Source organism: Rubrivirga halophila, assembly GCF_046845755.1.
Lineage (GTDB): Bacteria > Bacteroidota > Rhodothermia > Rhodothermales > Rubricoccaceae > Rubrivirga.
Window position 1 is genome coordinate 1,613,633 of the sequence record NZ_CP177357.1, and the last position, 25,092, is coordinate 1,638,724.

General features: G+C 71.1%; 23 protein-coding genes. 12 read left to right on the forward strand and 11 right to left on the reverse strand.

Annotated elements, in window-relative coordinates:
* Nucleotides 1–5 precede the first annotated feature (5 nt).
* The 3 genes from ACLIRP_RS06955 to ACLIRP_RS06965 form a co-directional block, all read right to left on the reverse strand.
* The gene (locus ACLIRP_RS06955) at nucleotides 6–887 is read right to left on the reverse strand and encodes a DUF3078 domain-containing protein (RefSeq protein WP_412063241.1); all 882 of its coding nucleotides are present in this window, start codon (nucleotides 885–887) and stop codon (nucleotides 6–8) included.
* 69 nt (nucleotides 888–956) lie between these two features.
* Entirely contained in the window at nucleotides 957–1,124 is a 168-nt protein-coding gene (locus ACLIRP_RS06960) for a histone H1 (RefSeq protein WP_412063695.1), read from the reverse strand.
* Between the two features lie 170 nt (nucleotides 1,125–1,294).
* Entirely contained in the window at nucleotides 1,295–1,939 is a 645-nt protein-coding gene (locus ACLIRP_RS06965; protein WP_412063242.1) for a hypothetical protein, read from the reverse strand.
* 243 nt (nucleotides 1,940–2,182) lie between these two features.
* Here ACLIRP_RS06965 and dnaE point away from each other — a divergent pair, with 243 nt between their 5' ends.
* Nucleotides 2,183–5,659 carry a DNA polymerase III subunit alpha gene (gene dnaE, locus ACLIRP_RS06970; RefSeq protein ID WP_412063243.1) on the forward strand — a complete coding sequence of 1,159 codons (3,477 nt, stop codon included), beginning with the start codon at nucleotides 2,183–2,185 and terminating at the stop codon, nucleotides 5,657–5,659.
* Nucleotides 5,660–5,686: 27 nt separating this feature from the next.
* Here the strand turns inward: dnaE and ACLIRP_RS06975 are convergent, their stop codons facing one another.
* Together ACLIRP_RS06975 and ACLIRP_RS06980 are read right to left on the reverse strand one after the other, a co-directional pair.
* Nucleotides 5,687–5,905 carry a type II toxin-antitoxin system Phd/YefM family antitoxin gene (locus ACLIRP_RS06975; RefSeq protein WP_412063244.1) on the reverse strand — a complete coding sequence of 73 codons (219 nt, stop codon included), beginning with the start codon at nucleotides 5,903–5,905 and terminating at the stop codon, nucleotides 5,687–5,689.
* Between the two features lie 3 nt (nucleotides 5,906–5,908).
* Entirely contained in the window at nucleotides 5,909–6,301 is a 393-nt protein-coding gene (locus ACLIRP_RS06980) for a type II toxin-antitoxin system VapC family toxin (RefSeq protein ID WP_412063245.1), read from the reverse strand.
* 109 nt (nucleotides 6,302–6,410) lie between these two features.
* Between ACLIRP_RS06980 and ACLIRP_RS06985 the strand changes: the two genes are divergently transcribed.
* Nucleotides 6,411–7,712: a PQQ-dependent sugar dehydrogenase gene (locus tag ACLIRP_RS06985; protein WP_412063246.1), complete on the forward strand. Its 1,302-nt coding sequence runs from the start codon at nucleotides 6,411–6,413 to the stop codon at nucleotides 7,710–7,712.
* Between the two features lie 22 nt (nucleotides 7,713–7,734).
* On the opposite strand, the gene ACLIRP_RS06990 is transcribed toward ACLIRP_RS06985, so the two are convergent.
* A complete protein-coding gene (locus tag ACLIRP_RS06990; RefSeq protein ID WP_412063247.1) occupies nucleotides 7,735–9,489 on the reverse strand; it encodes a sulfatase in 1,755 nt (584 codons plus the stop codon).
* A gap of 159 nt (nucleotides 9,490–9,648) precedes the next feature.
* Between ACLIRP_RS06990 and ACLIRP_RS06995 the strand changes: the two genes are divergently transcribed.
* The 3 genes from ACLIRP_RS06995 to ACLIRP_RS07005 all read left to right on the forward strand — a co-directional run bounded on the left by ACLIRP_RS06995 (nucleotide 9,649) and on the right by ACLIRP_RS07005 (nucleotide 11,715).
* The gene (locus tag ACLIRP_RS06995; RefSeq protein ID WP_412063248.1) at nucleotides 9,649–10,521 is read left to right on the forward strand and encodes a DUF2911 domain-containing protein; all 873 of its coding nucleotides are present in this window, start codon (nucleotides 9,649–9,651) and stop codon (nucleotides 10,519–10,521) included.
* A 63-nt stretch (nucleotides 10,522–10,584) separates the two neighbouring features.
* Entirely contained in the window at nucleotides 10,585–11,178 is a 594-nt protein-coding gene (locus ACLIRP_RS07000) for a hypothetical protein (RefSeq protein ID WP_412063249.1), read from the forward strand.
* Between the two features lie 87 nt (nucleotides 11,179–11,265).
* Entirely contained in the window at nucleotides 11,266–11,715 is a 450-nt protein-coding gene (locus ACLIRP_RS07005; RefSeq protein ID WP_412063250.1) for a TerB family tellurite resistance protein, read from the forward strand.
* On the opposite strand, the gene ACLIRP_RS07010 is transcribed toward ACLIRP_RS07005, so the two are convergent.
* Nucleotides 11,712–12,689, reverse strand: a complete 978-nt coding sequence (locus ACLIRP_RS07010) for a YihY/virulence factor BrkB family protein (protein ID WP_412063251.1) — start codon at nucleotides 12,687–12,689, stop codon at nucleotides 11,712–11,714. The two genes, ACLIRP_RS07005 and ACLIRP_RS07010, sit on opposite strands and share 4 nt — an antisense overlap.
* 55 nt (nucleotides 12,690–12,744) lie before the next feature.
* Here ACLIRP_RS07010 and ACLIRP_RS07015 point away from each other — a divergent pair, with 55 nt between their 5' ends.
* The 6 genes from ACLIRP_RS07015 (at nucleotide 12,745) to ACLIRP_RS07040 (ending at nucleotide 21,847) form a co-directional block, all read left to right on the forward strand.
* On the forward strand, nucleotides 12,745–13,065 hold the full coding sequence (locus ACLIRP_RS07015; RefSeq protein WP_412063252.1) for a Smr/MutS family protein: 321 nt from the start codon (nucleotides 12,745–12,747) through the stop codon (nucleotides 13,063–13,065).
* A gap of 3 nt (nucleotides 13,066–13,068) precedes the next feature.
* Nucleotides 13,069–13,770, forward strand: a complete 702-nt coding sequence (locus ACLIRP_RS07020; RefSeq protein ID WP_412063253.1) for a gamma-glutamyl-gamma-aminobutyrate hydrolase family protein — start codon at nucleotides 13,069–13,071, stop codon at nucleotides 13,768–13,770.
* Nucleotides 13,771–13,831: 61 nt separating this feature from the next.
* Nucleotides 13,832–15,793, forward strand: a complete 1,962-nt coding sequence (locus tag ACLIRP_RS07025) for a hypothetical protein (protein ID WP_412063254.1) — start codon at nucleotides 13,832–13,834, stop codon at nucleotides 15,791–15,793.
* A 155-nt stretch (nucleotides 15,794–15,948) separates the two neighbouring features.
* Nucleotides 15,949–18,438 carry a TIM-barrel domain-containing protein gene (locus ACLIRP_RS07030; RefSeq protein WP_412063255.1) on the forward strand — a complete coding sequence of 830 codons (2,490 nt, stop codon included), beginning with the start codon at nucleotides 15,949–15,951 and terminating at the stop codon, nucleotides 18,436–18,438.
* Nucleotides 18,438–20,774: a glycoside hydrolase family 31 protein gene (locus ACLIRP_RS07035; protein WP_412063256.1), complete on the forward strand. Its 2,337-nt coding sequence runs from the start codon at nucleotides 18,438–18,440 to the stop codon at nucleotides 20,772–20,774. Before ACLIRP_RS07030 ends, ACLIRP_RS07035 begins: the two co-directional genes overlap by 1 nt.
* Nucleotides 20,775–20,827: 53 nt before the next feature.
* Nucleotides 20,828–21,847, forward strand: a complete 1,020-nt coding sequence (locus tag ACLIRP_RS07040; protein WP_412063257.1) for a purple acid phosphatase family protein — start codon at nucleotides 20,828–20,830, stop codon at nucleotides 21,845–21,847.
* Here the strand turns inward: ACLIRP_RS07040 and ACLIRP_RS07045 are convergent.
* From ACLIRP_RS07045 to ACLIRP_RS07055, 3 genes are read right to left on the reverse strand one after another with little or no spacing between them, the layout of a single operon-like run.
* Nucleotides 21,844–22,122 (reverse strand): hypothetical protein, encoded by a 279-nt coding sequence (locus ACLIRP_RS07045; RefSeq protein WP_412063258.1) that lies wholly within the window; start codon nucleotides 22,120–22,122, stop codon nucleotides 21,844–21,846. The genes ACLIRP_RS07040 and ACLIRP_RS07045 overlap by 4 nt on opposite strands.
* Entirely contained in the window at nucleotides 22,122–22,445 is a 324-nt protein-coding gene (locus tag ACLIRP_RS07050) for a hypothetical protein (protein WP_412063259.1), read from the reverse strand. Before ACLIRP_RS07050 ends, ACLIRP_RS07045 begins: the two co-directional genes overlap by 1 nt.
* Before the next feature lie 48 nt (nucleotides 22,446–22,493).
* Nucleotides 22,494–23,810, reverse strand: a complete 1,317-nt coding sequence (locus ACLIRP_RS07055) for an acyl-CoA dehydrogenase family protein (protein ID WP_412063260.1) — start codon at nucleotides 23,808–23,810, stop codon at nucleotides 22,494–22,496.
* Between the two features lie 72 nt (nucleotides 23,811–23,882).
* Here ACLIRP_RS07055 and ACLIRP_RS07060 point away from each other — a divergent pair, with 72 nt between their 5' ends.
* A complete protein-coding gene (locus ACLIRP_RS07060) occupies nucleotides 23,883–24,389 on the forward strand; it encodes a hypothetical protein (RefSeq protein WP_412063261.1) in 507 nt (168 codons plus the stop codon).
* Here ACLIRP_RS07060 and ACLIRP_RS07065 read toward each other — a convergent pair.
* A complete protein-coding gene (locus ACLIRP_RS07065) occupies nucleotides 24,386–24,991 on the reverse strand; it encodes a hypothetical protein (RefSeq protein ID WP_412063262.1) in 606 nt (201 codons plus the stop codon). The genes ACLIRP_RS07060 and ACLIRP_RS07065 overlap by 4 nt on opposite strands.
* Nucleotides 24,992–25,092: the final 101 nt, after the last annotated feature.

Here is a 25,092-nt window from a genome sequence, read left to right on the forward strand (position 1 = left end):
CCCGCCTAGAGGAGCGCCAGCGTCAGCCCGACGCTCAGCGTCTCGCGGAGCTGCACGTCCGGACTGACGTCGGCGTCGTACAGCGCGTCCGCCGCCAGCCGGACGTTCAGGAGGTCGTTGACTTTGAAGAGGAGCGCGTTCTCGAACAGCACGTCCGGCGCCTCGTCGAACCCGCTGAAGCTCTCGAACGCGGTCAGACTCGACCGCAACGTCACGTTCTCCATGATCTCGCGGTCGACCGAGATCGCCGCGTCAATCCCGGCCTCGACGCGGACGGCCTGGTCGAGGGCGTTCCCGAACACGGGCCGGAAGCGCTCGACGGTGACGACGGTCTCTTTGAGCCCGAGTCCAAGCCGCCCGACGATGCCCTGCGCCGGGCGGTACGCCGCGCCAATCGTCTGGCCGAGCACAAGTGGCGCGAGGGGTCCGGACACTTGCAAGGCCTCCCCGGGCACAATCACCAGCGACGGGTACTCCCCTTCTTCCGGGGAGTAGTCGTAGCCGGGCGCGAACTGGGTGCGCGCCGAGAACCCGATGGCCGGGCGCAGCGCTTCTGACGTTTTGAGCTCGGCCGCCAGCTCGTACCGCGCCACGTCGACGGCCTTGCGCAGCTCGAGCGTGTCCTGCCGGAGGACGCCATACGCGAGCCGCAGCGACTGGGCCGTGAACACGCGCCCGACGACGCGGTCGAAGGTGCCGTCGACCGAGGCCGTGGCCGCGAGCGCGTCGACGCCGCCCTCCTGCCAGTTCGAAAACGACGACTGGTTGCCGGCGAGCGTGGCCGCCAGCGTGGACCGCCAGCCGTCGTCGGCGGCCAACGTGTCGGCCTCCTGGGCGAGGGCGGCGGGCGCCAGCAGACCGGCGAGAACGAGCGAACGGAGGCGCATCGAGGGCACAGGGGTACAAAAAAAGGGCCGCGCCACAGCGTGACGCGGCCCCAGAGTCGGCGAACGCGACTACGCGTTCTTCTTGTCCTGGACGTCCGTGCGGATGTCCTGGGCGAGCTGCTTGAGCTCCTGCATGCCCTTCCGGACGCGGGTGCCGGCGGCCTTGTTGCCCTTGTCGTAGAACTTGCTGAAGTCGTCCTCGAGGGAGTTGACGTGGTCCTGGAGCTTGCTGTACATGCTGGCCATGATCGAGAGGGGGGTTGGGGAAAATGGGTCGCGGGCGGCGGCCGAGAATCGGCCTCTGAAGCTCGCTAGGGCCGTCAACATACCGACGCTGGGCGCCGGGGGTCAAGCGGAGGCGCCGATTTTGGCGCGTATGGGGCGGTCGGGCCGCCAGCCACCCCCTCTCAGGTCCCTGTGAGCACGAGGCTTGGCCCCCCGGCGGTCCGCAGGGTCGCTCGCGGCCCGACGGCTACCGGTCCGCCGCTCGCGGCGCGCAGAACGGCTGCCACGTCGGGGAAGGCGGCGGCGTGCGCGCTCACCGCCCCGTCGCCCGAGACCGAGCGCGTCGTCAGGGCCACGAGGGGCACGTCGAGCGCCCGCGCCAGCCCTCCCGCGACCGCCGCCGCGTCGACCTCGCGGACCGGCGCCCCCGCCAGCGCCGCGACGACGGCGACGACGCCGTGCCCGACCGTCGCGCCGAGCCAGGCCACGTTCCCCGCCTCGATCCCATCGCCACCCGCGCGGATCAGCCCCCGGTCGGCTCCCGTGGCGCGGATGCTGGCGACGCCCGCCTCGTTGAGCTCGGCCGCGATTTGGCGGTTGAGCTCGCGCGTGGCCCGCTCGACCGCCGCGCGCGCCTCGTCGCTGTCGGTCGCCCAGACGCCTGCGGTCGCTGTCGGGAAGAGGCCCATCGACTCCAGCGCCCGCTCGCCCCGCTCGCCGCTGCCGTGGACGAGCACCAGCCCCTCCCCCCGCGCGGCGAGATCGCGAGCCAGCCCTGGCAGGAAGAGCGGGTCGCCGAGGAAGTAGGGGTCGAGGTAGAGGACCATCGGGATGCGGGATGCGGGATGCGGGATGCGGGATGCGGGATGCGGGAAAGATGCTCGCGGCTCGGACGGCCCGCGTCAGAATTGAACCCGTTCGCGGTGAAGGCAGGGCCCGCCGGCCGGGCTGGCGGCCTCTCAGGGCGGTGCCCGGCGTCGCGCTCGTGAGGCGGTCGCCGGGAGTTCTCCACATCGGTTGCACCCGGTCCCGCGCCCCGCCATCTTCCCAGCCCCCCCGCGACCCGCCCGATGCCCGAGTTCTGCCACCTCCATTGCCACACGCAGTATTCGCTGCTCGACGGCGCCGCCAGGATCGACAAGCTCATCGGCCGAGCGGCGGAGTTGGGGCATGGCGCGGTCGCCATCACCGACCACGGGAATCTCCACGGCGTCCCGGAGTTCTACACCAAGGCCCGCAAGGCCGGCGTGCAGCCCATCATCGGGTGCGAGTTCTACGTCACGCCGTCCGGCATGGACGACACGTCCGACCGGACGCGGTACCACCAGGTGCTGCTGGCGAAAAACCTGGAGGGCTACCAGAACCTCATCAAGCTCTCGTCGATGAGCTACACCGACGGGTTCTACTACAAGCCCCGGATCGACCGCGAGATGCTCAAAAAGCACTCCGGCGGGCTCGTCGCCACGACGTGCTGCTTGCAGGGCGAGGTCCTGCAGACCATCCTCAAAAAGGGCGAAGACGAGGGGCGCAAGGTGTTCGAGGAGTACCTCGCCATCTTCGGCGACGACTACTACATCGAGGTCCAGGACCACGCGATCCCCGACCAGCGGACGTGCAACGCCGTACTGGCGCGCTGGGCCGAGGAGTACAACGTTCAAGTCGTAGCCACGAACGACGTCCACTACGTGCACCAGGCGGACGCCGAGGCGCAGGACGTGCTGCTGTGCCTGCAGACCGGCAAGGACCTCCACGACCCGAACCGGATGCGGTTCGAGAACGACCAGTTCTACCTCAAGTCGGCCGACGAGATGCGGCTCGCGTTCGGGCCCGGCCTGCGCGACGGCGTGTTTTCGAACGCCGCCGCCGTCGACGCGGCGCTCGACGCCAGCCGGGAGGTCGCCGACAAGTGCAAGCTCGAGATCCCGATGGGCGAGCTGTTGATGCCGCACTTCCCGATCCCGGACGCGTTCAACAACGACACGGGCGCGTTCCTGCGGCACCTGACGTACGAGGGCGCCAAAAAGCGCTGGCCCGAGATCTCCGAGACGATCCGCGAGCGCCTCGACTTGGAGCTCGGCGTCATCGGATCGATGGGCTTCGACGGCTACTTCCTGATCGTCCAGGACTTCACGACGGCCGCCCGCCAGCTGGGCGTCTCCGTCGGACCGGGCCGCGGCTCGGCGGCGGGCTCGGCGGTCGCGTACTGCCTGGGGATCACCAACATCGACCCGCTCGAATACGACCTGCTGTTCGAGCGTTTTCTGAATCCCGAGCGCGTGTCGATGCCCGATATCGATATCGACTTCGACGACCGCGGACGTGGGAAGGTGATCGACTACGTGGTCGAGAAGTACGGGCGCGAGTCGGTCTGCCAGATCGTGACGTTCGGGACGATGGGCTCGAAGTCCGTCATCCGCGACGTGTCGCGCGTGCTCGGCGTCCCGCTCGACGAGGCCGACCGGATCGCCAAGCTGGTGCCCGACGGCGTCAAGGTGTCGCTGGAGAGCGCCAAGGACCAGGTCAAGGAGTTCGCCAAGCTGTACTCGCACGACGACGCGAACATCCGCAAGCTGATGCACTACGCGACTGTGCTCGAGGGCTCGGCGCGGCACACGGGCGTCCACGCGGCCGGCGTCATCATCGCGCCCGGCGACGTGAGCCAGTACGTGCCCGTCTCCATCCAGCGCGGCAAGGGCGGCGCCTCCGACGCGGTCGTGACGCAGTACGACGGCAAGTACATCGAGGACTTCGGGCTCCTCAAGATGGACTTTCTCGGCCTGAAGACGCTGACGATCTTGGACGACGCGCTGGCGCTCATCAAAGAAGAGCACGGCGTCGAGATCGACCTCGACAGCGTCCCGCTCGACGACCCCTCCACGTACCGCCTCTTCCAAAAAGGCGACACGATCTCGATCTTCCAGTTTGAGTCGTCGGGCATGCGCGAGTGGATGCGCAAGCTCAAGCCGACCTCGCTCGACGACCTGATCGCGATGAACGCGCTCTACCGGCCGGGCCCGATGGACCTCATCCCGAGCTACATCGACCGCAAGCACGGCAAAGAGCCCGTCGAGTACCCGCACGAGATGCTGCGCGGCATCCTGGAGCCGACGTATGGCATACCCGTCTACCAGGAGCAGGTCATGCAGATGGCCCAGGTGATGGGCGGCTACACGCTCGGTGGCGCCGACCTCCTGCGCCGCGCGATGGGCAAGAAGAACCAGGCGGAGATGGACAAGCAGCGCGTGGCGTTCGTCGCCGGCGCAGCCGAGAAGGGCGTGTCCCAGGCGAAGGCCGACGAGGTCTTCGACATGATGGCCAAGTTCGCCGGCTACGGGTTCAACAAGTCCCACTCGGCCGCCTACTCGGTCGTGGCCTACCACACCGCCTACCTAAAGGCGCACTACCCGGCCGAGTTCATGGCCGCCGTGCTGACGACGGAAATGGCCGTCAGCGACAAGCTGGCGATCGCGCTCGACGCGACGCGAGCGGCGGGGCTCGAGATCCTGCCCCCGTGCGTCAACAAGAGCGCGGCGCACTTCACGGTCGAGCACGGGCGCGTCCGGTTCGGGCTCGGGGCCATCAAGGGCGTCGGGCTCGGCGCCATCGACGCGCTGATGGAGGCCCGCGAGAAGGCGGGCGGCGTGTTCGACGACCTGTTCTCGCTGACCAAGGAGCTCGACCTCAGGACGGTCGGCAAGAAGACGCTGGAGGCGCTCGCGTCGGCCGGCGCGCTCGACGTATTCGACGGCCACCGCCGCCAGTTCGTGGACGCCATCGACCTGGCGTGGAGCTACGCCAAAAAGCACCAGGCCGACCAGGCGGCGGGCCAGTTCTCGATGTTCGGCGCCGCCGAGGAGGCCGGCTCGTCGTTCGTCCCGGCCCTCCCCCACTGCGAGCCGTGGACGAAGGGCGAGACGCTGCGCTACGAGCGCGACCTGATGGGCTTCTACGTCTCCGGCCACCCGCTCGACGGGTACGCCGCCGAGGTCGCCCGCTTTGCCTCGGTGTCGCTGGGCGACACCGAGCGCGTGCCGCACGAGTCGGACCAGACGGCGATCGGGATCGTGACCGAGATCACGCGACGGACCACGAAGTCCGGCCGGCCGATCGCGTTCGTGACACTCGAAGACACCGGCGGCGTCGCCGAGGTGGTGCTTTTCGCGCAGACGCTGGAGCGCTGCGGCCACCTGCTGACGGTCGACGAGGTGGTGATGGTCAAGGGCAAGGCGGAGACGAACCGGGGCGACCTGAAGCTTGTGGCCAAAGAGGTCATCCCGATGTGGCGCGTCCGCGAGCAGCTCGTCAAGGCGATCACGCTCCGGATCGACGTGGACTCGGCGACGCCCGAGGACGTGGAGGCGCTCTCGGCGCTGTGCGCGGAGCACCCCGGCGCCTGCAAGGTCTACTTCGAGCTGACCAGCCACCGCCTGCCGCGACCGGTGCGCCTCCACGCGCGGACGGCCGTCGTGGACCTGACGCCGGACCTGATGAAGGGGCTAAACCGGCGGTTCGGGACCGACGCGCTGGTGTTGGAAAGCGAGGCCTGAGGGCCCTGCACGCGCAGCCAGACCGGCCTATCGCTCGCGCCCTTCCCGGATGGCGTTGAGCACGTCCTCGGTGGACAGATCGAGGCCCGCCCCAGCAACGTCGAGGGGCGACGCCCCGCGCTCGATGGGGACCACGTCGAACTCCCGTCCATCGTCTCGCCGGATACGGACCGACCCATCACGCTCGGCGTCGTTGAGAACGTCGGCCAGCCGCTCGCGGGCCTGAGACGTCGTGTACACCGTCATGGCTTAAAAGGGATGGAGTAGAATGCGTGCCCGTCGCGCTGCCTGCCGTTGGCCCCCGTCAAGCGACAGCAGGGGGACATCGCGCGCAAGCGCACAGTCGAGAACGTACGCGTCGTACGCGTACATGCCCAGTCTGGCGGCCAGGCGGACGGATCGATCGAAATCGATGTCAACCAGCTCGATCGGAATCTCGCGGTACGCGGCGAGGACGCGCTCGGCATCGGCCGGGGAAATGCGGTTCCGTTTGAGCATCGCTGAGAGGGCGTTGCCGATCTCGGCTGGCAGGGACGCCGGAGCGATCAACTCGGCCCCACGCGTCGCAGCAGCCAGTGCAGGAGCCGTGGCCTCGCCGACCGCGACGGCGAGCACGACCGACGTGTCGACAGCGAGTACCATGAGCCGGGCTGGAATCGTGTCTGAAGTTACGGGGGGCGCCTCCTGATCCTCATGGCGTATCGAACCCCGCAGTCGTCTGCGGGTGCAAGCGGCCTCTCCCCTCCCCCGCATGCTCCGCCCTGTCGCCCTCGGCCTCGTGGTCGCCGCCCTCGCCGCCAGCGGCTGCGGCGACACCGCCACACTCACCGTCGCCGACGGGACGGGCCCGAACCCGGCGCTCCCGGAGCCCACCACCTCCCTCCTCCCGACCGTCAATATCGCCGACGCCGAGGCGTGGCCGGAGGGGACGATGCCGACGCCTGCCGCCGGGCTCACGGTCGCGCGCTATGCCGACGGCTTCGACCACCCGCGCTGGCTCCACGTGCTCCCGAACGGCGACGTGCTGGTGGCCGAGTCGAACGCCCCGCCCGAGGCGGGCACGAAGGGGCTGATCGGGCGCGTCCGAGCCTACTTCTTCAAGAAGGCCGGGGCGGGTGTGCCTAGCGCCGACCGGATCACGCTCGTTCGCGACGCCGACGGCGACGGCGTCGCCGAGACCAGGACCGCGTTCCTGACCGGGCTCGCGTCGCCCTTCGGGATGGCGCTCGTGGGCGACAGCCTCTACGTCGCCAACAGCGCCTCCGTCGTCCGTTTCCCCTACACCGAGGGCGCGACGCAGATCACGGCCGCGCCCGACACGGTCGCCCTCCTCCCCGCAGGCACCTACAACCAGCACTGGACGCGCAACCTGATCGCCAGCCCCGACGGCCAGACGCTGTACGTCGCCATCGGCTCCGCGAGCAACGTCGGCGAGCACGGGCTCGAGGAGGAGGTCGGGCGCGCGGCGATCTGGGCCATCGACCTCGCGACCGGCGACACCGAGATCTACGCCAGCGGCCTGCGCAACCCCGTCGGGATGGCCTTCGAGCCGACGACCGGCGCGCTGTGGACGGCCGTCAACGAGCGCGACGAGCTGGGCAGCGACTTGGTCCCCGACTACATGACGAGCGTCCGCCCGGGCGCCTTCTACGGGTGGCCGTACAGCTACTGGGGCGGCGTGGTCGACACGCGCGTCGAGCCGCGCCCGGACCTCGTCGCCACGGCCATCGCGCCCGACTACGCGCTCGGTCCGCACACCGCGTCGCTGGGGCTGGCCTGGGTGGAGGCCGGCGTCGTCGGCGACCGTGCGGGGATGGTGATCGGGCAGCACGGCTCGTGGAACCGCAAGCCGCGCTCCGGCTACCGCGTCGTCTTTGTGCCCTTCGCCGACGGCCGCCCCGACGGAATGCCGGTCGACGTCTTGACAGGCTTCCTGTCGCACGACGAGGAGACCGCGTACGGCCGCCCGGTCGGCGTGGCGGTCGCGGGGGATGGCGCGCTGTTAGTGGCCGACGACGTGGGCAACGTGGTCTGGCGTGTAATGCGCCGCTAGCGGGCGCGCAGCCGCGCTCCGGCTACCGGACGACGACGGCCTGCCGCGCGAGGACGGCGCCGCCCGCCTGGAGACGGACCACGTAGACCCCCGCCGCCAGCCCCGCGGGGAGCGTGGCGACGTGCTCGCCGGCGGGCGCGACGCCCTCGGCGAGCACGACCACCACTCGGCCCTGGACGTCGACGACGGAAAGGGTCCGAGGGCCGGGCGACGCGAGCGCATAGGCGATGGTCGCCCGACCGCGGGAGGGGTTCGGCGCGGGAGCAGCGAGGTCCAGCGCTGTCGGGATGTCCAGAGGCGTGACGGCGACCGGCCCCTGGGGTTGCGACGCGAGCCCGTCCGCCCACGGGACCACGTCGGCCTCCCGACATGTCGCCCCCGCACACACGGCGAGCGCGCCCAGCACACCGTCGAGCGAGTCGCGCAAGCTCGGGGCGAGCCGGTCGACGTGGTTGTCGAGCTCGTAAGGGTCGTCGAGGTGGTTGTAGAACTCGAAGAGCCTGTCGGACTCCCACCAGTCGGTGTACTTGGCGTGCGCCGAGTGGACCGACCGGTAGGTGATGTCGGAGTTCGTGTGCCACCGCTCGGCGAGGATCACGTCCCGCCACTCGACGGGCGCCCCGGCGAGGACGGGCGCGAGCGACCGGCCGTCGAGGTGGTCGGGCGCCGGAACACCGGCCCACTCCAGAATGGTCGGGGCGAGGTCGATGTTGGCCGCGAGCGCGTCGGTCGAGGTGCCCGGCGCGATCCCGGGGCCGCGAACGATGAGCGGGAGTTCGAGGACCTCCCGGTACGGCATGTTCGACTTCCGCTCGGGCCGGATCCGGTGCTCGCCCAGCATGAACCCGTTGTCCGAGGCGAAGACGATGTAGGTGTCCTCCAACGTGCCGTGCTCTTCGAGCACCGCGATCACGCGGCCGACCCACTCGTCGACCGCGAGGAGCGACTCGGCCCGAGCCCGGTACAGCGTGTCGATGCGGGCGACCTCGTGCTCCGCGAGCGGGGCGAACGACGCGACGAGGCCCGGCTTGTCGTCCGTGTCGGCCTCGTTGAAGCTGGGGTAGCGGGGGCCGGTCCGCCCGGCGAACGCCCCCTTGTGACGGTCGGCGGGCTCGGGGGGGCCGACGACGTTCCCATCGGGCCTGCGAATCGTGGGGTCGGCGTGGGGGGCGAAGGGCGCGAAGACTGCGAAGAACGGGGCGCCCTCGCCGTGCGCCCGGCGCACAAACGCCTCGAGCCGCGCGCCCATCACGTCGGTCACGTAGTCGTCGGGGCCCGTCTGGAGGTCGTCGCCGTTGTCGCTGAACCGCCGGCCGTAGTAGGTCCCCGGCGTCCGCTTCGTCCAGGCCACCAGCCACTCGTCCCAGCCTACGTCGGTGTAGGACGAGTCCGAGTTGAGCGGGAAGGACGTCTGGTGCTTCCCGATGAACGCCGTGCGGTAGCCGGCCGCCTGGAGCCACGTCCCGATGGTCTCGTCGCCGAGCCGAGTGTCGACCCACCGTTGGTACGCCCCGCCCGGCCAGTTCTTGTGGCCGATGAGCCCGTGGTTGTGTGCGTACTGCCCTCGCAAGAGGGAGGCGCGGCTCGGCCCGCACTTCGGCGTGGTGGCGATGTAACGCGTGAACGAGGTCCCCTCCGCGACGAGACGGCTCACGACGGTCGGCATGGCGGCGACGTCGTCGGACCGCTGGTCATCGGTGTAAACGAGCAGGATGTTCGGCTGCGCCGCGGCGGCACCGGCGGCGAGCGTCAACACCAAAAGGCGTAGTGTGCGCATCGTGGAGTGTGGGAACGACTCGTTGAAGGAGTCAAGCAGCATAGGCGCAAATCTCGGGCGGTGCAGAGGGCACCCCCAGCGTCTGCGCACGGGCGGCGCCGTTGGAGGGGCGCCCTACCAACGCAGGCCCTAGCTTCGGCCCTCCCCCCTCCCTACCCGATGCGTCGCCTCGTCCTCGCCGCCGCCGTCCTCGCGGGCGCCGCCGCCGCCCAGCCCCAGCTCACCACGCCCCGTGTCAGTCCGCACGCGGTCGTGCAGCAGACCGTTGGGCTGACCGACGTGTCGGTCGACTTTCACCGCCCGGCGGTCAACGGCCGTCGCGTCTGGGGCGACCTCGTGCCGTACGGCGAGGTCTGGCGCGCGGGCGCGAACGAGAACACCGTTTTCGAGACATCGACCGCCATCACGGTCGAGGGCGAGCCGCTCGCGGCCGGGCGGTATGGGCTCCACACGATCCCGACGGCCGAGGGCTGGACGGTCATCTTCTCGCACATGGCCGACGCGTGGGGCTCCTACAGCTACGACCCGACGGAGGACGCGCTCCGGGTAGCGGTGACGCCCCGGCCGGGGCCGATGACCGAGCGGCTCGCGTTCCGCTTCGACAACCCCGACGAGGACTCCGCGACGCTCGTGCTGGCGTGGGACACCCTCGAGGTCCCCGTGGCCCTCGCGGCCGACACGGACGGGATCGTGCTGGCGAACATGGAGCGTGAGCTCCGGGGCCTGGCCGGGTTTTACCCCGAGGGCTGGAATCAGATCGCGGTGTACGCCCTCAACGCGGGCCGCCGGCTCGACGAGGCGCTCGGGTGGGCCGAGCGGTCGATCGCCATGCGGGCCTCGTTCGGCAACACGATGACGAAGGCGGGCCTGCTCGCGGCGCTCGGCCAGTCCGAAGCGGCGGCGGAGGCCGAGGCCGAGGCGTTCGAGTTGGCGACCGAGGACGAGATCCGGGCCTTCGCCCGCCAGCGCCGCCGCGCCGGCGACGCCGACGCCGCCGACGCCGCCCTTGCGCGCATCGCGGACCTTCCCTAGCCCCCGTGACACTCGGTTGACACCCGGGTTGGGTATCTCGCCTCTGCACCCCAGCAGATGGCGATGTCCCCGACGCTCTCTCCGGCTCTCGACCGTGCCCTCGCCGCCCACGAGGCGGCCACCGACCGCTCCGGCGCCCACCTTGCCGACGCGGCGTTCCGCTTTGCGGCGGCGGCGCCCGCTGTCGTCTCGACCCGGCCCATCGGCCTGTCCGGCGACGAGTGGACGTTGGCCCAGACGCTCGGTGAGATCCGCATCCGCCGCGCGCGCGTGGTCCGGTCGACGCGCGGCCTCAAGGTCCGCCACGCGCACCGGCTCCCCGAGTTGGACCGAGCGGTCCGCCGGCACGCCCGCGCCGTCGGGCTGTGGCTCGACCTCGGTCAGCCCGCGCCCGCCGACGGCTGGGACGACGCGACGGCGCTCCGGCTTGCCTGGCTCCGCGAGCGCCTCGGCGACCCGACCGGGCTCGTGCTCCGACCGGCCGAGACGATCGCCGATGGTCCCCGTTTCCTGATGTCGGTGGCGACCCGGATCGAGGCCGGCCCGACCGCGCCGAGTGCTGACAGCGTCCGCCGCGACCTCGCCGACCTGTTCGACCGCCACGCCCGGACGGCGAAGGTCCCAGCGGGCGGGCGGGCCCCGGCGCGAGCGGCCTAGGAGATTCCCGACCGTCGCGGACACGGCTCCGAGGCTCGCGGGCGGGGGTAGCTTGGGGCTCCCCTCCCCCCTCCCCTGGCACCCGCCATGTCCGCCGTCCCGACGCTCGACCTCCACGCGCTCCCCGAGACCCTGCGCCTGTCCTTCTACGGCGCCCTGTTCGCCATGTCCGCCGCCGACCGCGACATGGACGAGAGCGAAGACGACCGGATCTTCGAGTCGCTCGACCTCGCCGACCTCACCGGCGACTCCCGCAAGCGGGTCTTCCAGCTGGCGATTCAGCCGCCGCCACTGGAGCGCTGCTTGCTCGAGTTCCGCGCCGAGGAGACCGAGCTGCGTCGCGCGCTGATGCTCAACCTGCTCGACGTGGTGCTCGCCGACGGCCTCATCGAGCCGGCCGAGCACGTCGGCCTCCACGAGGCGCGGGAGATCCTGGGCCTCAGCCGCGACGACATGGCCGAGCTCCACGACGTGGCCTTCAACGCCCAGAGCCAGGAGGTCAAGCGGCCCATCGCGCCCGTTCCGCTCGCGACCTAGTACGGCGCCGGGTCGCGCGGCTCCGCCAGCGGGTGGACCGGCGCGCCCGTGCCCCCGACCGTCACCTCGGGCGCCCCGTCGGGGTCGCTGCCTTCGACGACCTCGTCGTCCGGGGTGATGCCGCCGCCTTCGCGAACGGCCCACGCCTGCGTGAACTCGGCGCCGACCAGCACGATCAGCGCCGAGTAGTAGATCCAGACGAGCAGCAGCGCCAGCGAACCGGCCGCGCCGAACGCCGAGCCCGGGCTGGCGGTCCCGAGGTAGATCCCGATCGCGTAGCGGCCGATCGTGAACAGGACCGCCGTGAACACGGCCCCGACAGCGACGTCGCGCCACGCGATCTGGGCGTCGGGCAGGTACCGGAACAGGACGGCGAACAGCGCCGCCACCACGCCGAACCCGACCACCAAGTTGAGGAGCTTGACCACGAACCCGACGCCGCCGCCGCCGACAGCGCTCTCGGCCGCGCCCCCGAGCGCCGACAGCACGGCCGTGAGCACGAGGGAGACGAGCAGCAGGAACGCGATCGTCAGCACCATCCCGAACGACAGCACGCGCTTGACCACGATCTCTTTCAGCGCGTTGCCCTTCGAGGCCTCCTCGACCTCCCAGGCCCGGTTGAGCGCTTTCTGGAGCTGCCCGAACGCGCCCGTCGCGCCGAACAGGAGCGCCAGCACGCCCAAGACCTTGCCGCCGACCCCGCCGCCCGTTTCCCCGGCGCTCTCGATCATGCCGCGGACGGCCTCGCCCGCGTCGGGGCCTACCGCCGAGCGAGCCTGATCCGCCAGCAGGTCGGCCACTTCGGCCGGGCCCAGGATCGTGCCGGCCAGCGCTACGATGAGTACCAGCAGCGGCGGCAGCGAGAACACCATGTAGTACGCGATCGCCGCCGCGAGCGACGGCACGTCGTCGTCCGAGACTTCGCGGACGGTGCGGAGGACGAGGCCCTTGAGGTCGGAGTACGTGAGCGACATGTCGAGGAGTGTGGGGCGCAGAGGAACGCGCCGTCCGCGTCTCCGTTCGCCGCCCATGCCCCGCCTCGCCGACGACGGCCGGACCGTTACCCTCGACCTCCACGGCGCCTCCGTCGCCGACGCGCTCGACCTGGCGGACCGCGCCGTCGAGGCGGCCGCGCTGCGGGGACGCCCGACGCTCCGCATCGTCCACGGCACCTCGACCGCCGACGCAGGTGCCCATCGGACCATCAAGTCCGCGCTCCACGCCGCGCTCGACCGGGGCGACTTCCCCGAGGTCGCCAGCGCCTTCCGCCACGACGGCGCCGTCCTGCTGGCGCTCCGTCCCGACCCGGCTCCCCGAGCCGGCCGCCTCTCCCTCGCCGACATCTGGTAGCCCATGGACCGCCCCCGCATCGGGATCACGACCTCCCTCAACACGACGGATCGAGGGGCTCGCGAGCAACGCGTCGACCTCGCCTACGTCCGGGCCGTCGAGCGCGCGGGCGGGCTGCCGCTCATCGTCCCGATGCTGGCGACCGAGGAGGCAGCGGAGGCGTTCGCCGACCTGCTCGACGGGCTCGTCGTGACGGGCGGCCCGGCCGTCGAGACCGGCCTGATCGGCGCGCTCCCCGACGACATCGACGCGACGGACCCGGACCGGGTCGCCAGCGACCGCCGCATCCTGAAGGCCTTCCTCGACGCCCGGCGGCCGACGCTCGGCATCTGCTACGGGATGCAGCTGGCGAACGCGCTCCGGGGCGGCACGGTGTGGGCGGATGCCGAGCGCGACGTGGCGGGGACGGCGACGCACAGCCGGGGGCGGGGCGGGACGACGCACCCCGTCGAGGCCGTCCCAGGGACGCGGTTTGCGGAGCTGACGGTCGGGGTCGACACGATCAACACCCGCCACGTCCAGGCACTCGCCGAGGTCGGGGATGGCCTCCGCGTCGCCGCGCGCGCACCGGACGGGACGATCGAGGCCATCGAGAGCCTCGACGGGACGTTTATGGGCGTCCAGTTCCACCCGGAGGCGATGGAGCCCCCGCTGGACGCGCTGTTCCAGGATCTGGTCGCTCGCGCCCGCGGACCCCGCCGCTAGGAACTGTCCGCGGCATGGTGCGGTTTTTGCCAAGCCACCCCGTACATACGGCTCCACTCCAATGTCTACCGACCCCTCTCTTTTCCGCGATCTCCCCGGCGACGACCCCGCGCCGCTCCACGACCCCGACGGCCACGTGGTCGACGAGCACGACGACTTGTCGCCGCAGGGCGCCGAAGGGCGGCGGTCGTTCCGCGAGGCCGCGCGCGTGCCGCTCCTGACGCTGGTCGGGCTGGCCGCGCTCCTGATCGTGGGGCTGGCGCTGCGCGGCGACGAGCTCCGCGCGGCGGGCATCGACGACACGCCCGACTCGAGCGCCTCCGCCGAGTCCGTCGTGCCCTTCTCGCCGGACGACCCGTACACGTTCTCGGGCCTCGACATCCACCCCGACCGGCTGTACGGCCAGTACTTCGCCGGCGCGTTTGCCGGCACCGCCGTCACGACCGACTCGACCCAGCGCCACCTCAAGGACTTTCTCTGGCGCCTCGAGATGTATCGGACTGCCTACGGCGTCGACGACAACTTCTCGATTCGCGTGCTCGACGACCGCACGGGCAAGACCCTCGAGATCTACCAGCTCCGCGACCTCCGCGACCGATTCCGCAACACGACGGGCCAGATTGGGTGGGATGAGGCCAACCGCGCCCGGCGGACCGCCACGCGCGAGCTTCGCGACAAGTGGAAGGCCTACGGCATCCCCGAGGACAACATCGTGATCCGATGGGGCTACGCCGACCAGACGCAGGAGGCCCGCGACCGCGACGCGCGGACGCTGACGTACGAGGTCAACCTCGCCCGCCGCCTGGGCCTGAGCGTGCTGGCGACCGAGATCGGAACGGTCGAGACATTCAATCAGGATGCTCTGGTGTCGTCGGCCGGCGCACGGAGCCGCTACCAGATGATGCCCGACATCATGCGGATGTTCGACGTCGAGCAGTACGCGCTGCCCGTCGCCAGCGGAGGCACGGTCCAGGTCCGCGAGGAGCTGCACCCGCTGTTGTCGATGGAGCCGTCCCTGATGCTCGTCCGCGCGTATGCCAACTCGGTCGGCCACGAGCTGCCTGGGATCTCGGCGTACCACACGGGTCCCGGCAACATCTTCAAGATGTACCGCGAGTACCTCCGCGCCAACCCCGGCCGGGCGCGCGGCCAGCACGTCTCGGACGCCTACATGTGGGGCGTCACCGACGGGTTCGAGCGCGTCGACGCGATCTCGTCGTTCGGCCCGCACTCGCGCGCCTACGTCCTCAAGGCGTACGGCTCGCTGCGGGCAACCGAGGACCAGCTGATCGATCCCTCGGCGACGCTGCGCGCCGAGCGCGTCCAGATCAAGCCGGGCGCCACCGCCCGCCTCTCCCAGATCCTGACGGCGATCGAGCCGCACGACCGCCGCCTCGACTGGGGCCCGGCCGTCGGCGACACGCCGTACGAGCGGTTCCGCGATCTCAACGAGCACATCGCGCTCCCGGCCGCCCCCGGCGGCGGCGTCCCGGCCTCCGGCGACCTCCGCCTCAGCGCGCTCGCCGGCGGCGAGCCCGTCCGGTTCTTCCTGCCCGTCGGCGCCACCGAGGTGCTCCGCGCCGTCGGGCTCGACGTGATCGGGTCGGTCGAGACGTTCGACCAGCGGACGCACCTGCTCGACCCCGCCGAGATCACGCCGACCGACCAGGCGTATGCCCGGCTCGTCGCCGACGCCGGCCGGTTCGGCTTCACGCGCTCGGCCCAGCAGCGCATGGACCGCATCCACGACGACCTTCAGACGCTGGCGGCCAACAACCCGAACTCGCGGTACCGCCAGACGCAGGCGGCCGTCGCCCGCATCCACCGCTCCGTCTGGCGCACTGCCGCCTTCCGTGACCTGGTCGCCACGACCGAGGCGCTCCTATCGGTCGACCCCCGCGTCAACATCGGCCGCCAGCCGGCCGTCGCGGACGCGGACACGGCGCCGGCGGCCCGCCCGCGCGAGTCGATCCGCCCGCTCCCGGCCAAGCCGCCCCGCGTCGAGGACACGATCAATTACTAGATCGCTCGCGCCCGCTGCTCCCCGGCCCTGCCTCCCACCCGAGGCAGGGCCGGTTTGTGTTCGTGGAGTCCGCGAAGCCTGCGCCGACGGCAGGCTCGCGGGCGCAGGCCAGGACGCCTCGTGGGTATCATGGGCGGGTTAAGCGCTTCCACCCGATGAGCACCTACTCCGGCGCGTCTGCCCCCCCGGCCCGCCCGTTCGCCGCCCTCCCCGACGACCGGTTCACACTCCTCGGAGACGCGGTCTCCGCGCGTGTGGAGGGGACGACGCTTGTCGTCGACTGCGGTGGCCCGCAAATCGCGGTCTCCCTATTGGCGGAGGATGTCGCGCGCGTCCGTGTCGTGCCGTCCGGTGACTTTGCCGCCAGCGGTCACGGCGCCGGGCCCGACGAGACGCCGTTCTCGTACGCCCTCGACCCCGATGCGGAGTGGCCCGGCCACCCGGTCGATCTCGTCGACGCCGGGACCGAGTGGACCGTCGCGACCGACGCGATGACGGTCCGCGTCCGGAAGTCGCCGTGCCGGCTCTCGTTCGAGACGCCCGACGGCCGCCCGTTCCTGGCCGACTCGGCGGGCGCCGGGTTCGCCGAGGTCGACGGCCGGACCGTCTCGCGCTGTTGGAAGGCACTTGCGCCCGAGACGCGCTTTTTTGGGCAGGGCGACAAGACGTTCGAGCTCGACCGCGCCGGTAAGCAGCTCACGTTCTGGAACAGCGACACGTTCGCGTACCAGCCCGAGCAGGACCCGATCTACAAGTCGATCCCAGTCTCGCTCGTGCTCCAGCCCCATGCCGGGGAGTGGACGGCGTCCGGCCTGTACTTCGACAACACGTTCCGCTCCCACCTCGACCTCGGCGCGCAGTCCGACCAAGACTGGTGGTTCGGCGCCGACGATGGCGAGCTCCGGTACCACGTCTTCGCCCCAGACGAGGCCGAGCCCGCCTCCCTCAAGCACCCGCTCGCGCGCTACACCGCGCTGACCGGCCGCCCCCCCCTCCCGCCCACGTGGGCGCTCGGCTACCACCAGAGCCGGTGGAACTACCACGACGCCGGGTTTGCGCGCTGGATCGCGCACGAGTCGCGCCGCCGCGACCTCCCGCTCGAGTGCATCCACCTCGACATCGGCCACATGGACGGCTACCGAGTCTTTACCTGGGAGATGGACAACTTCCAGGGCCCCGAGGCGCTGACGGCCGACCTCGACGCGCTCGGCGTGCGGACGGTCGTGATCGTCGACCCCGGCGTCAAGGTTGACCCCGGCTATGTCGCCTACGACGAGGGGCTGGCGGGCGATCACTTTTGTCTGAATCCCGACGGCACGCCGTTTACCGACACCGTCTGGCCCGGCGACGTTCACTGGCCCGACTTCTCGAAGCCCGCCGCTCGCGCGTGGTGGGGCGACAAGCACCGCGCCTACACCGACGCAGGCGTGGCCGGGATCTGGAACGACATGAACGAGCCCGCCATCCTGGGCGGCCGCGACTTCCCCGACGACGTCCGGTTCGCGTATGAGGACCGGGGCACCGGCGAGACCGACCACCGCGAGGCGCACAACGTGTACGGCCTGCTGATGGCGCGGGCCACGCGCGACGGCCTCCTCGCGATCGCCCCAGATCGCCGTCCGTTCTTGCTTACGCGGGCGTGCTTCTCGGGCAGCCAGCGCTACGGCGCCGCGTGGACCGGCGACAACGTGTCCAGCTGGGACCACCTGCTGCTCTCGCTCCGCATCTGCCAGAGCCTGTCGCTGAGCGGCGTCGGCTTTTGCGGGCCCGACATCGGCGGGTTCGCCGGGAGCCCTACGCCCGAGCTGTTCGCGCGCTGGATCCAGGCCGGCGTGCTGTACCCGTTTATGCGGACGCACTACTCGCACGAGTCATGCCCCGAGCAGGAGCCGTGGAGCTTCGGGCCCGAGGTCGAGGCCATCAGCCGCCGCTATCTCAAGCTGCGCTACCGCCTGATGCCAACGATCTACTCAGCCTTCGAGCACGCCAGCCGGACGGGTATCCCCCCACTCCGCGCGCTCGCGCTCGAGTTTCCGGGCGACGCCCACACGCACGGGGGACGCGACGACCAGATGATGCTTGGTGACACGCTGATGGCCTGCCCCGTCGTCGAGGACGGCGCGCGCCAGCGCGAGGTCTACTTCCCCGACGTGCCCGGCGGCTGGATCGATGTGTGGACCGGTGCCGCCTTTGACGGCGGGACGACGCAGACGATCGACGCCCCGCTCGACACGATGCCGCTCTACGCGCGTGCTGGCGGCGTCGTCGCCCTCGACCCGCCGCGCCTGCACACGCGCGACGGCGAGCCCGAGACGCTGACGCTGTGGACGGTCCCCGGCACGGGCCGCTCCGAGTTCTACTTCGACGACGGCAACTCGCCCGAGCCCACCGACCACCTCCGGCTGGCGGTGACGATGGACGGAACGACGGCGACCGTCGAGCGGGAGGGCTCGCGGGGTCTCCCCTACCGCCAGTTCATGTGGCGCCTGCCGCTTTCTTCGTTGGGCGGCGCCCGCTCGGTCACCGTCGACGGCGCCCCGATCTCGCTGGCGGACGCGCTCGACGGCGACACGTCCGCGGCGCTCGACGGCGCGTGGCTCGTGGTTCGCACCCGGACCGACGTTCAGACCGTCGAGGTGGCCTAGTGGAGACGACGATTGACGCGGGCGTCCTGGAAATCGCGACCGACGCCGGCACCCTACACATCGATGCCCTCAGCGACGACGTCATGCGCGTCCGCCACGTGCGGCCGGGCGAGTCGTTGCCAGATCGCGTCTCGTACGCCCTCGACCCCGACGCACGCTGGGACGCCCCGTCGTGGGAGGTGCGCGAGCACGACGGCACGGTCACGATCGAAACGGCGACGCTGGCGATCGCCGTCGACCGGGCCTCGGGCGCGATGACGGTCACCGACCGCACCAGCGGCGAGACGTTGGTCGAGTCGGGCCCGCTCGCGGCCGACCGCGTCGCCCACGAGGTCGCGCTCGCGCCTGCCGACCGGCTGTTCGGGCTCGGCGACAAGGCGCTCGCGCTCGACCGGCGCGGGCACGCCGTCGAGATGTGGAACACGGACGCCTTCAAGTACCAGCGCGGCACGGACCCGCTGTACAAGTCGGTCCCTCTCGTCGTCAAACAGGGCGACGGCGCCGCGGTCGGGCTGTTTTACGACAACGCCTACCGCAGCCGCTTCGACCTGGGCGCCTCCGACTCCGACCAGATGCGCTGGGAGGCGGACGGGGGCGCGCTCGACCTCTACGTGCTGCGCGGCCCGACGGCGCTCGACGTCACGCGCCGATACGCCCGCCTCACCGGCCGGACGCCGATGCTCCCGAAGTGGGCGCTCGGCTACCACCAGTGCCGGTACTCGTACCGCAGCGACGCCGACGTCCGCGAGATCGCGCGGCAGTTCCGCGAGCGCCGGATCCCCTGCGACGCGCTGTACTTCGACATCCACTACATGCGCGGCTACCGGGTCTTTACCTGGGACCGCGAGCAGTTTCCCGACCCGCCCGGCCTGCTGGCGGACCTCGCCGGCGACGGCTTTCGGTCCATCGTCATCGTCGATCCGGGCGTGAAGGCGGACGATCCGGAGTACGACGTGTACCGAGAGGGCGCCGACCGCGATGCCTACGTCCGCTACCCCGACGGGCAGGAGGTGCGGGGCGAGGTCTGGCCCGGCACCTGCGCCTTCCCCGACTTTACCGATCCCAGCGTGCGCCGCTGGTGGGGCGAACTCCACCAAGAATATCTCGCCCAAGGCGTCGACGGCGTTTGGAACGACATGAACGAGCCGGCCCTCTTCAGCGTCGCCCACGTCGAGGGCTCGATGGACGCCGAGACCGAGGTCGGCACGATTCCCGACCACGCGCTCCACGACTTCGACGGCGCGGGCGGGACACACGCCGAGGGCCACAACGTCTACGGCATGCAGATGCAGCGGGCGACGTTCGAGGGGCTGACTCGGCTCGCGCCCGACAAGCGGCCGTTCATCATCACGCGCGCGTCGTACGCCGGCGGTCAGCGGTTCGGGATCTCGTGGACCGGTGACAACACGGCGACGTGGGCCCACCTCCGGCTCTCAGTTGAGACCTGCCTCTCGCTCGGCGTCTCCGGCATGACCGTCACCGGCGCCGACGTCGGCGGGTTTGTCGGGACGCCGACGGGCGAGCTGATGGCGCGGTGGACGCAGGTCGGCGCGCTGACGCCCCTTTTCCGCAACCACTCGGCCATCGACACGCCGCGCCAGGAGCCGTGGCTGTTCGGCGACGAGGTCGAGCGCGTGTGCCGCGAAGCGATTGAGCTCCGGTACCGCCTGCTCCCGGTCCTGTACACCGCGCTGTGGCAGGCGGCCACCGACGGCACGCCGATGCTGCGCCCGCTCCCGCTCGTCCACCCGACCGACGCCACGATCCGGGCGACGGACCCGCCCCAGTTCTACCTCGGCGCCGACCTGCTGGCGGCGCCCGTCGTCGCCGACGGCCAGCGCGAGGGCGAGGTGTACCTGCCGGCCAACCCGGGCGGCTGGTACGACCTCGCGAGCGGCGACCGCTACGGCGACCGCCAGACGGTCTGGATCGACACGCCGCTCGACCGGATCCCCCTCTTCGCTCGCGCCGGCTCCGTCGTCCCGCTCGCCCCAGTCCGCCAGCACACCGGCGAGCCCGCCGGCCGGCTGACGCTTCATGTCTTCCCCGCGCCCGGCCACCACACGTCGAGGCTCTACGAGGACGCTGGCGACGGCCACGGGCCGCACGTTGAATACACGCTCGCGGTCGAGGACGACGGCGACCGGATCGTCGTCTCCGCTCGCGAAGGCGGGACCGGCTTCGTCCCCGAGTGGACCGGTTGGGACGTGGTGGTGCACGGCCTCGACGCCGCGCCCGCGCAGGTGTTCGTGGACGGTGAGGAGGCCGCGGCCGCGTTCGACGGGGCGGTTCGCGTCACAGTCGGTCTCGGGCAGCGCGTGGAGGTCGTGCGCTGATGGGAACGACGGACGGCCCGAAGGGCGTTGTCATGACCCCCCACGGATTGGACATGACCCGCGCCGCGCTCCTCCTCGTTCTCGCCCCCTTTGTGTGGGCCTGCGGCACGCCCATGCCCGTCGGGCAGCGGGTCCCGGACGCCGTCGTCTCGGTTGATGGCGCCGAGGTGGCCCCGTTCGACTCGACGGCGCTCAACTTCATGGTCGTCGGCGACTGGGGGCGGAACGGGTTCTTCAACCAGGCCTCCGTCGCCGAGGCGATGGGCGCGATTGGGGCCGGGCTCGGGACCGAGTTCACGATCTCGACCGGCGACAACTTCTACCTCGCGGGCGTCACCGACGTCGACGACCCGAAGTGGGAGCGGTCGTACGAAGCCATCTACACGGCGCCCGTGCTCCAGAGCCGGTGGTACGCGACGCTTGGCAACCACGACTGGCAGGGCAACGTGCCGGCGCAGATCGGCTACACCGAGACGTCCGAGCGGTGGTACCTCCCGGCCCAGTACTACGCCGAGACGCTGGCGGTCAACGACGACACGGACGTCCTGTTCGTCTTTCTCGACACGACCCCGCTGGCGTACCCCCCCGAGTACCAGCGACGCTTCTCCGACTCGGGCGACTGGGACGTCGACGACCAGATGGCGTGGCTCGAGCGCACGCTCGACGAGTCCGACGCCGCCTGGAAGGTGGTCGTCGGCCACCATCCGATCTACGTCGGGTCCATCCGGTACTCCGACAATGAGCGCTTGATCGAGCGGCTCGTCCCCATCTTCGAGCGGACCGGCGTCCAGGTCTACTTCGCCGGGCACGACCACAACCTCCAGCACCACCGCCCGGTCGACTCGCCCATCGACTACTTCGTCTCCGGCGCCGGCTCGTTGACGCGCGAGGTGATCGAGACGCCGAACACCCTGTTTGCCCTCCGCAAGCCTGGCTTCATGGCCGTCTCGCTGACACCGACGCGGATGACGGTCCGCTCGTACACCGACGACTACGAGATGGTGTACACGGCTGACGTGCCGATCAGCCGCGGGACCCGGCTCGACCTCCCCTTCGGGCTGGGCGGCGACTAATCGCGCCCGCGCGTGCGTCGCGATGCCCGGCGCGCGCCTGTCTTTCGGACCATGGCATCGTACGCCTGCTGGCTGAGCCAGTCGGTGCCGTCGGTGTAGACGGGACGGACGTAGTAGGTGCCCGTCCGGTGGATCGGAAGGCCGTACGCGAGGCACACGGCGCCCTCGGGCGGGGCGTCCGGCGACCGGGCCTTGCGCCAGCGGACGCGCCGCCACTCGCGCTCGGCGAGGGCCTGCCAGAAGGCGTCGTCGTGCTCGGGATGGACGCCCGACACTATGACCGCTCGCGGCGGCGCCCGACCTTCGCGTGGTCGTCGAACTCGTCGTGGTCGAGGGCGTCGGCCAAGATGGACGAGTCGATCCGGTCCTGCGCCAAGTCCTCGTTGATGGCAATCGCTTCGAGCGACTGCAAGCGCCGCTCGATGTCCGGGATGGCGTCGTCGACGGCGTCGCGGATCATGGCCTGGAGCTCGCTGCGACGGATCTCCGAGCCGCCCCCCGAGCGATTCGCGCCCTTGACCTTGGCGACGCCCGTGAAGACGACCCAGGGCATGCCGATGAAAATGGCGGCGACGGTGAGCAGCTCGAAAAACTCCATGGGATCGGCGGGGTGGGGACCGCAGGCTACGGCGCCGACGCCGGGCGGTTACGAGAACGCGTTGATCCCCGTCGCCTCCATCCCCAGCACAAGCGTGTGGACCTCGTCCGTCCCCTCGTAGGTGACGACGGATTCCAGGTTCGCCATGTGGCGCATCACCGGGTAGATGCCCAGGACGCCGTTGCCGCCCAACAGCTGGCGGCTCTGCCGGGCGACTGCGAGCGCCATCCGGACGTTGTCGCGCTTGGCGAGCGAGACGTGGGGCGGGCGCATCGTCCCCGCATCCTTCATCCGGCCCAGCCGCCACGCCACGAGCTGCGCCTTGGTGATGTCCGCCAGCATGTCGGCGATGTGGTTCTGGACGAGCTGGAAACCGGCGACGGGTTGCCCGAACTGCTCCCGGCGCGTCGTGTGCTGGAGCGCGGCGTCGTAGCACGAGAGCGCGGCGCCGATGACGCCAAACGCAATCCCATACCGCGCCTGCGTTAGGCACGACAGCGGCCCCTTCAAGCCCGTGATGCCGGGCAGCATCGCGGATGCGGGCACGCGGACCTCGTCGAGCACGACCTCGCTGGTGACGGCCGCGCGCAGCGACCACTTGTCCATGATCCTGGGCGTCGAGACGCCCGGCAGGTCGGTCTCGACGAGGAAGCCGCGCACGTCGCCGGCGTCGTCCTTGGCCCAGACGACGGCCACGTCCGCGATCGAGGCGTTCGTGCTCCACCGCTTGTGACCGGTGATCACGTAGTCGTCGCCGTCGCGCCGCGCGCGGGTCTGCATGGAGCCCGGATCCGAGCCCGCCTCCGGCTCTGTCAGCGCAAAGCAGCCGATGGCCTCGGCGGTCGCCAGCCGGGGGAGCCAGCGGCGCTTCTGCTCCTCGGACCCGTACGTGTAGATCGGGTACATCACGAGCGAGCCCATCACGGAGCAGAACGAGCGCAGGCCGCTGTCGGCGCGCTCCACCTCCTGCATCATCAGCCCGTATGTGACCGAGGACGCGCCCCGGCCACCGTACTCGGTCGGGATCGTGGGGCCGACGCAGCCGAGCGCTGCCAGCCCCCGCGCCACGTCCATCGGGAACGTCAGCGCCTGCGCGTGCTGCTCGATCTCGGGGAGGACGTGCTCGGTGACGTACGCGCGGACGCGATCCCGCGCGTCGCGCTCCTCGTCCGTCAGCAGGTCGTCGATGCGGTAAAAGTCGAGCGCGTCGTAGGCCGTGGGGTCGTAGCCACTCGAGCTGCCCTCGGGCGTGTGGCCGAGCGGGCGGAAGGCGTCGGGGTCGCCGGACTGGCGGGCGTCCTGGACGTCGTTGGCGGGGGCGCCGTCGCCGGCGTGAGCGGGGATCGGGAGAGATTCGTCGGGCATGGTCGGTACCTTGGGCGCTCGTGGCGCGGCGAGTCGTGTGTCGCGAGTGTTCCGTCCCCCACCGACCCCGCCATGCGCCTCCTGGTTCTCGCTGCCGCCGTTCTTCTCGGATCCGCCCCCGCGATCGCCCAGCGGTTCGGCGACGCGCCCCCCCGCCTCGGCGTCGGCTTCGACGTGGCCACGGCCATCACGAATCAGTCGCTGATCCCCGACGGCCCCTCGATCGGCTTGCGCGCCCGAGCCGCGCTCCCCGTCAACGCCGACCTGTCGCTGGCGGCGAGCCTGGGCGTCGGGGCGCACCTGTTCGAGGGTGCCGGTGAGGCACGGTACGTGGCCAACCCACAGGCGTCCATCATCGTGACGCTTCCCGGGCGCGGTGCCGCGCGGTACGTCATGGGCGGGTTTGGCGGGATGGTGCCGCTCAGCGGCGGCGGCGGCGGGCTAACGCTCCACGCGGGGTACGGCTGGGCCATCCCGCTCACCGAGACCTCGCTGTTCGTCGAGGTCAACCCGTCGCTCGTGATCGGGGAGCGCGAAACCGCGCCCGTTTTGGCCGTCCGCACCGGCGTCATTTTTTAGACGGCGCGGCGCAGGATCGACTGCAGGCGCTCGTGGTCGTCGTCGAGGAGGCGCGCGAGGGCGCGGCCGGCGGCCACCAGCACGTCGTCGCCGTCGGCGCCGCCGCCGTGCGAGCGGCGGAGGTTACGCAGCGCGGCCGCCAGCAGGTCGTCGGCGGGGACCGCCGGGTCGGGGTTGCGCGCGAGCGTCCGGAGCACGTCGAACGGCGCCGCGAGCGCGGCGACGGCCTCGGGGCCCGCGAGACGCAGGCGGTCGTGGAGCTCGGGCGGGCGCGGGGGCAGCGTCTGGCGGACGTGCCCGCTCGTGTCGCGGTAAGCCAGGATCTGGGCACGGACGGTCGTGCGGACGAGCTCCAATATCTGCGGCATCTCGCGGCGGATCCGATCGCGGTCGTAGTCGGCCCCGAGCGCGACGGCCTGTCGTCCCGGCTCGACGCTCCCGGTCTCGGCGTGGCTCACGATCCCATAGAGCACGTTCCCACCGTCGACGGCGATCTCGACCCAGTCGCCGAAGGCGGGGACCTCGGCCTCGGGGTACACCTCGGCGACCACCTCGCGCGTGCTGCTAGCGATGACTTCGGCGACGGGCGGGGCGAGGGGCATTCGTGATTCGTGATTCGTGATTCGTGATCTGAAAATGCGAATCGCTTGCGGGGTGCGCCAGCGTTGCGGACAGAGTCTGCTCGTTCCCGTTTCCTCCTTCC

Excerpts from the sequence above, each read along its gene's own strand:
- ACLIRP_RS07060 (WP_412063261.1), top strand. The coding sequence starts at position 23,883 with ATGCGCCTCCTGGTTCTCGCTGCCGCCGTTCTTCTCGGATCCGCCCCC.
- ACLIRP_RS07040 (WP_412063257.1), top strand. The coding sequence starts at position 20,828 with ATGACCCGCGCCGCGCTCCTCCTCGTTCTCGCCCCCTTTGTGTGGGCC.
- ACLIRP_RS06975 (WP_412063244.1), bottom strand. The coding sequence starts at position 5,905 with ATGACGGTGTACACGACGTCTCAGGCCCGCGAGCGGCTGGCCGACGTT.
- ACLIRP_RS07030 (WP_412063255.1), top strand. The coding sequence starts at position 15,949 with ATGAGCACCTACTCCGGCGCGTCTGCCCCCCCGGCCCGCCCGTTCGCC.
- ACLIRP_RS07000 (WP_412063249.1), top strand. The coding sequence starts at position 10,585 with ATGTCCCCGACGCTCTCTCCGGCTCTCGACCGTGCCCTCGCCGCCCAC.
- ACLIRP_RS06990 (WP_412063247.1), bottom strand. The coding sequence starts at position 9,489 with ATGCGCACACTACGCCTTTTGGTGTTGACGCTCGCCGCCGGTGCCGCC.
- ACLIRP_RS07005 (WP_412063250.1), top strand. The coding sequence starts at position 11,266 with ATGTCCGCCGTCCCGACGCTCGACCTCCACGCGCTCCCCGAGACCCTG.
- ACLIRP_RS06965 (WP_412063242.1), bottom strand. The coding sequence starts at position 1,939 with ATGGTCCTCTACCTCGACCCCTACTTCCTCGGCGACCCGCTCTTCCTG.
- ACLIRP_RS07025 (WP_412063254.1), top strand. The coding sequence starts at position 13,832 with ATGTCTACCGACCCCTCTCTTTTCCGCGATCTCCCCGGCGACGACCCC.
- ACLIRP_RS06985 (WP_412063246.1), top strand. The coding sequence starts at position 6,411 with ATGCTCCGCCCTGTCGCCCTCGGCCTCGTGGTCGCCGCCCTCGCCGCC.
- ACLIRP_RS06980 (WP_412063245.1), bottom strand. The coding sequence starts at position 6,301 with ATGGTACTCGCTGTCGACACGTCGGTCGTGCTCGCCGTCGCGGTCGGC.
- dnaE (WP_412063243.1), top strand. The coding sequence starts at position 2,183 with ATGCCCGAGTTCTGCCACCTCCATTGCCACACGCAGTATTCGCTGCTC.
- ACLIRP_RS06955 (WP_412063241.1), bottom strand. The coding sequence starts at position 887 with ATGCGCCTCCGTTCGCTCGTTCTCGCCGGTCTGCTGGCGCCCGCCGCC.
- ACLIRP_RS06960 (WP_412063695.1), bottom strand. The coding sequence starts at position 1,124 with ATGTACAGCAAGCTCCAGGACCACGTCAACTCCCTCGAGGACGACTTC.
- ACLIRP_RS07065 (WP_412063262.1), bottom strand. The coding sequence starts at position 24,991 with ATGCCCCTCGCCCCGCCCGTCGCCGAAGTCATCGCTAGCAGCACGCGC.
- ACLIRP_RS07055 (WP_412063260.1), bottom strand. The coding sequence starts at position 23,810 with ATGCCCGACGAATCTCTCCCGATCCCCGCTCACGCCGGCGACGGCGCC.
- ACLIRP_RS06995 (WP_412063248.1), top strand. The coding sequence starts at position 9,649 with ATGCGTCGCCTCGTCCTCGCCGCCGCCGTCCTCGCGGGCGCCGCCGCC.
- ACLIRP_RS07015 (WP_412063252.1), top strand. The coding sequence starts at position 12,745 with ATGCCCCGCCTCGCCGACGACGGCCGGACCGTTACCCTCGACCTCCAC.
- ACLIRP_RS07020 (WP_412063253.1), top strand. The coding sequence starts at position 13,069 with ATGGACCGCCCCCGCATCGGGATCACGACCTCCCTCAACACGACGGAT.
- ACLIRP_RS07050 (WP_412063259.1), bottom strand. The coding sequence starts at position 22,445 with ATGGAGTTTTTCGAGCTGCTCACCGTCGCCGCCATTTTCATCGGCATG.
- ACLIRP_RS07010 (WP_412063251.1), bottom strand. The coding sequence starts at position 12,689 with ATGTCGCTCACGTACTCCGACCTCAAGGGCCTCGTCCTCCGCACCGTC.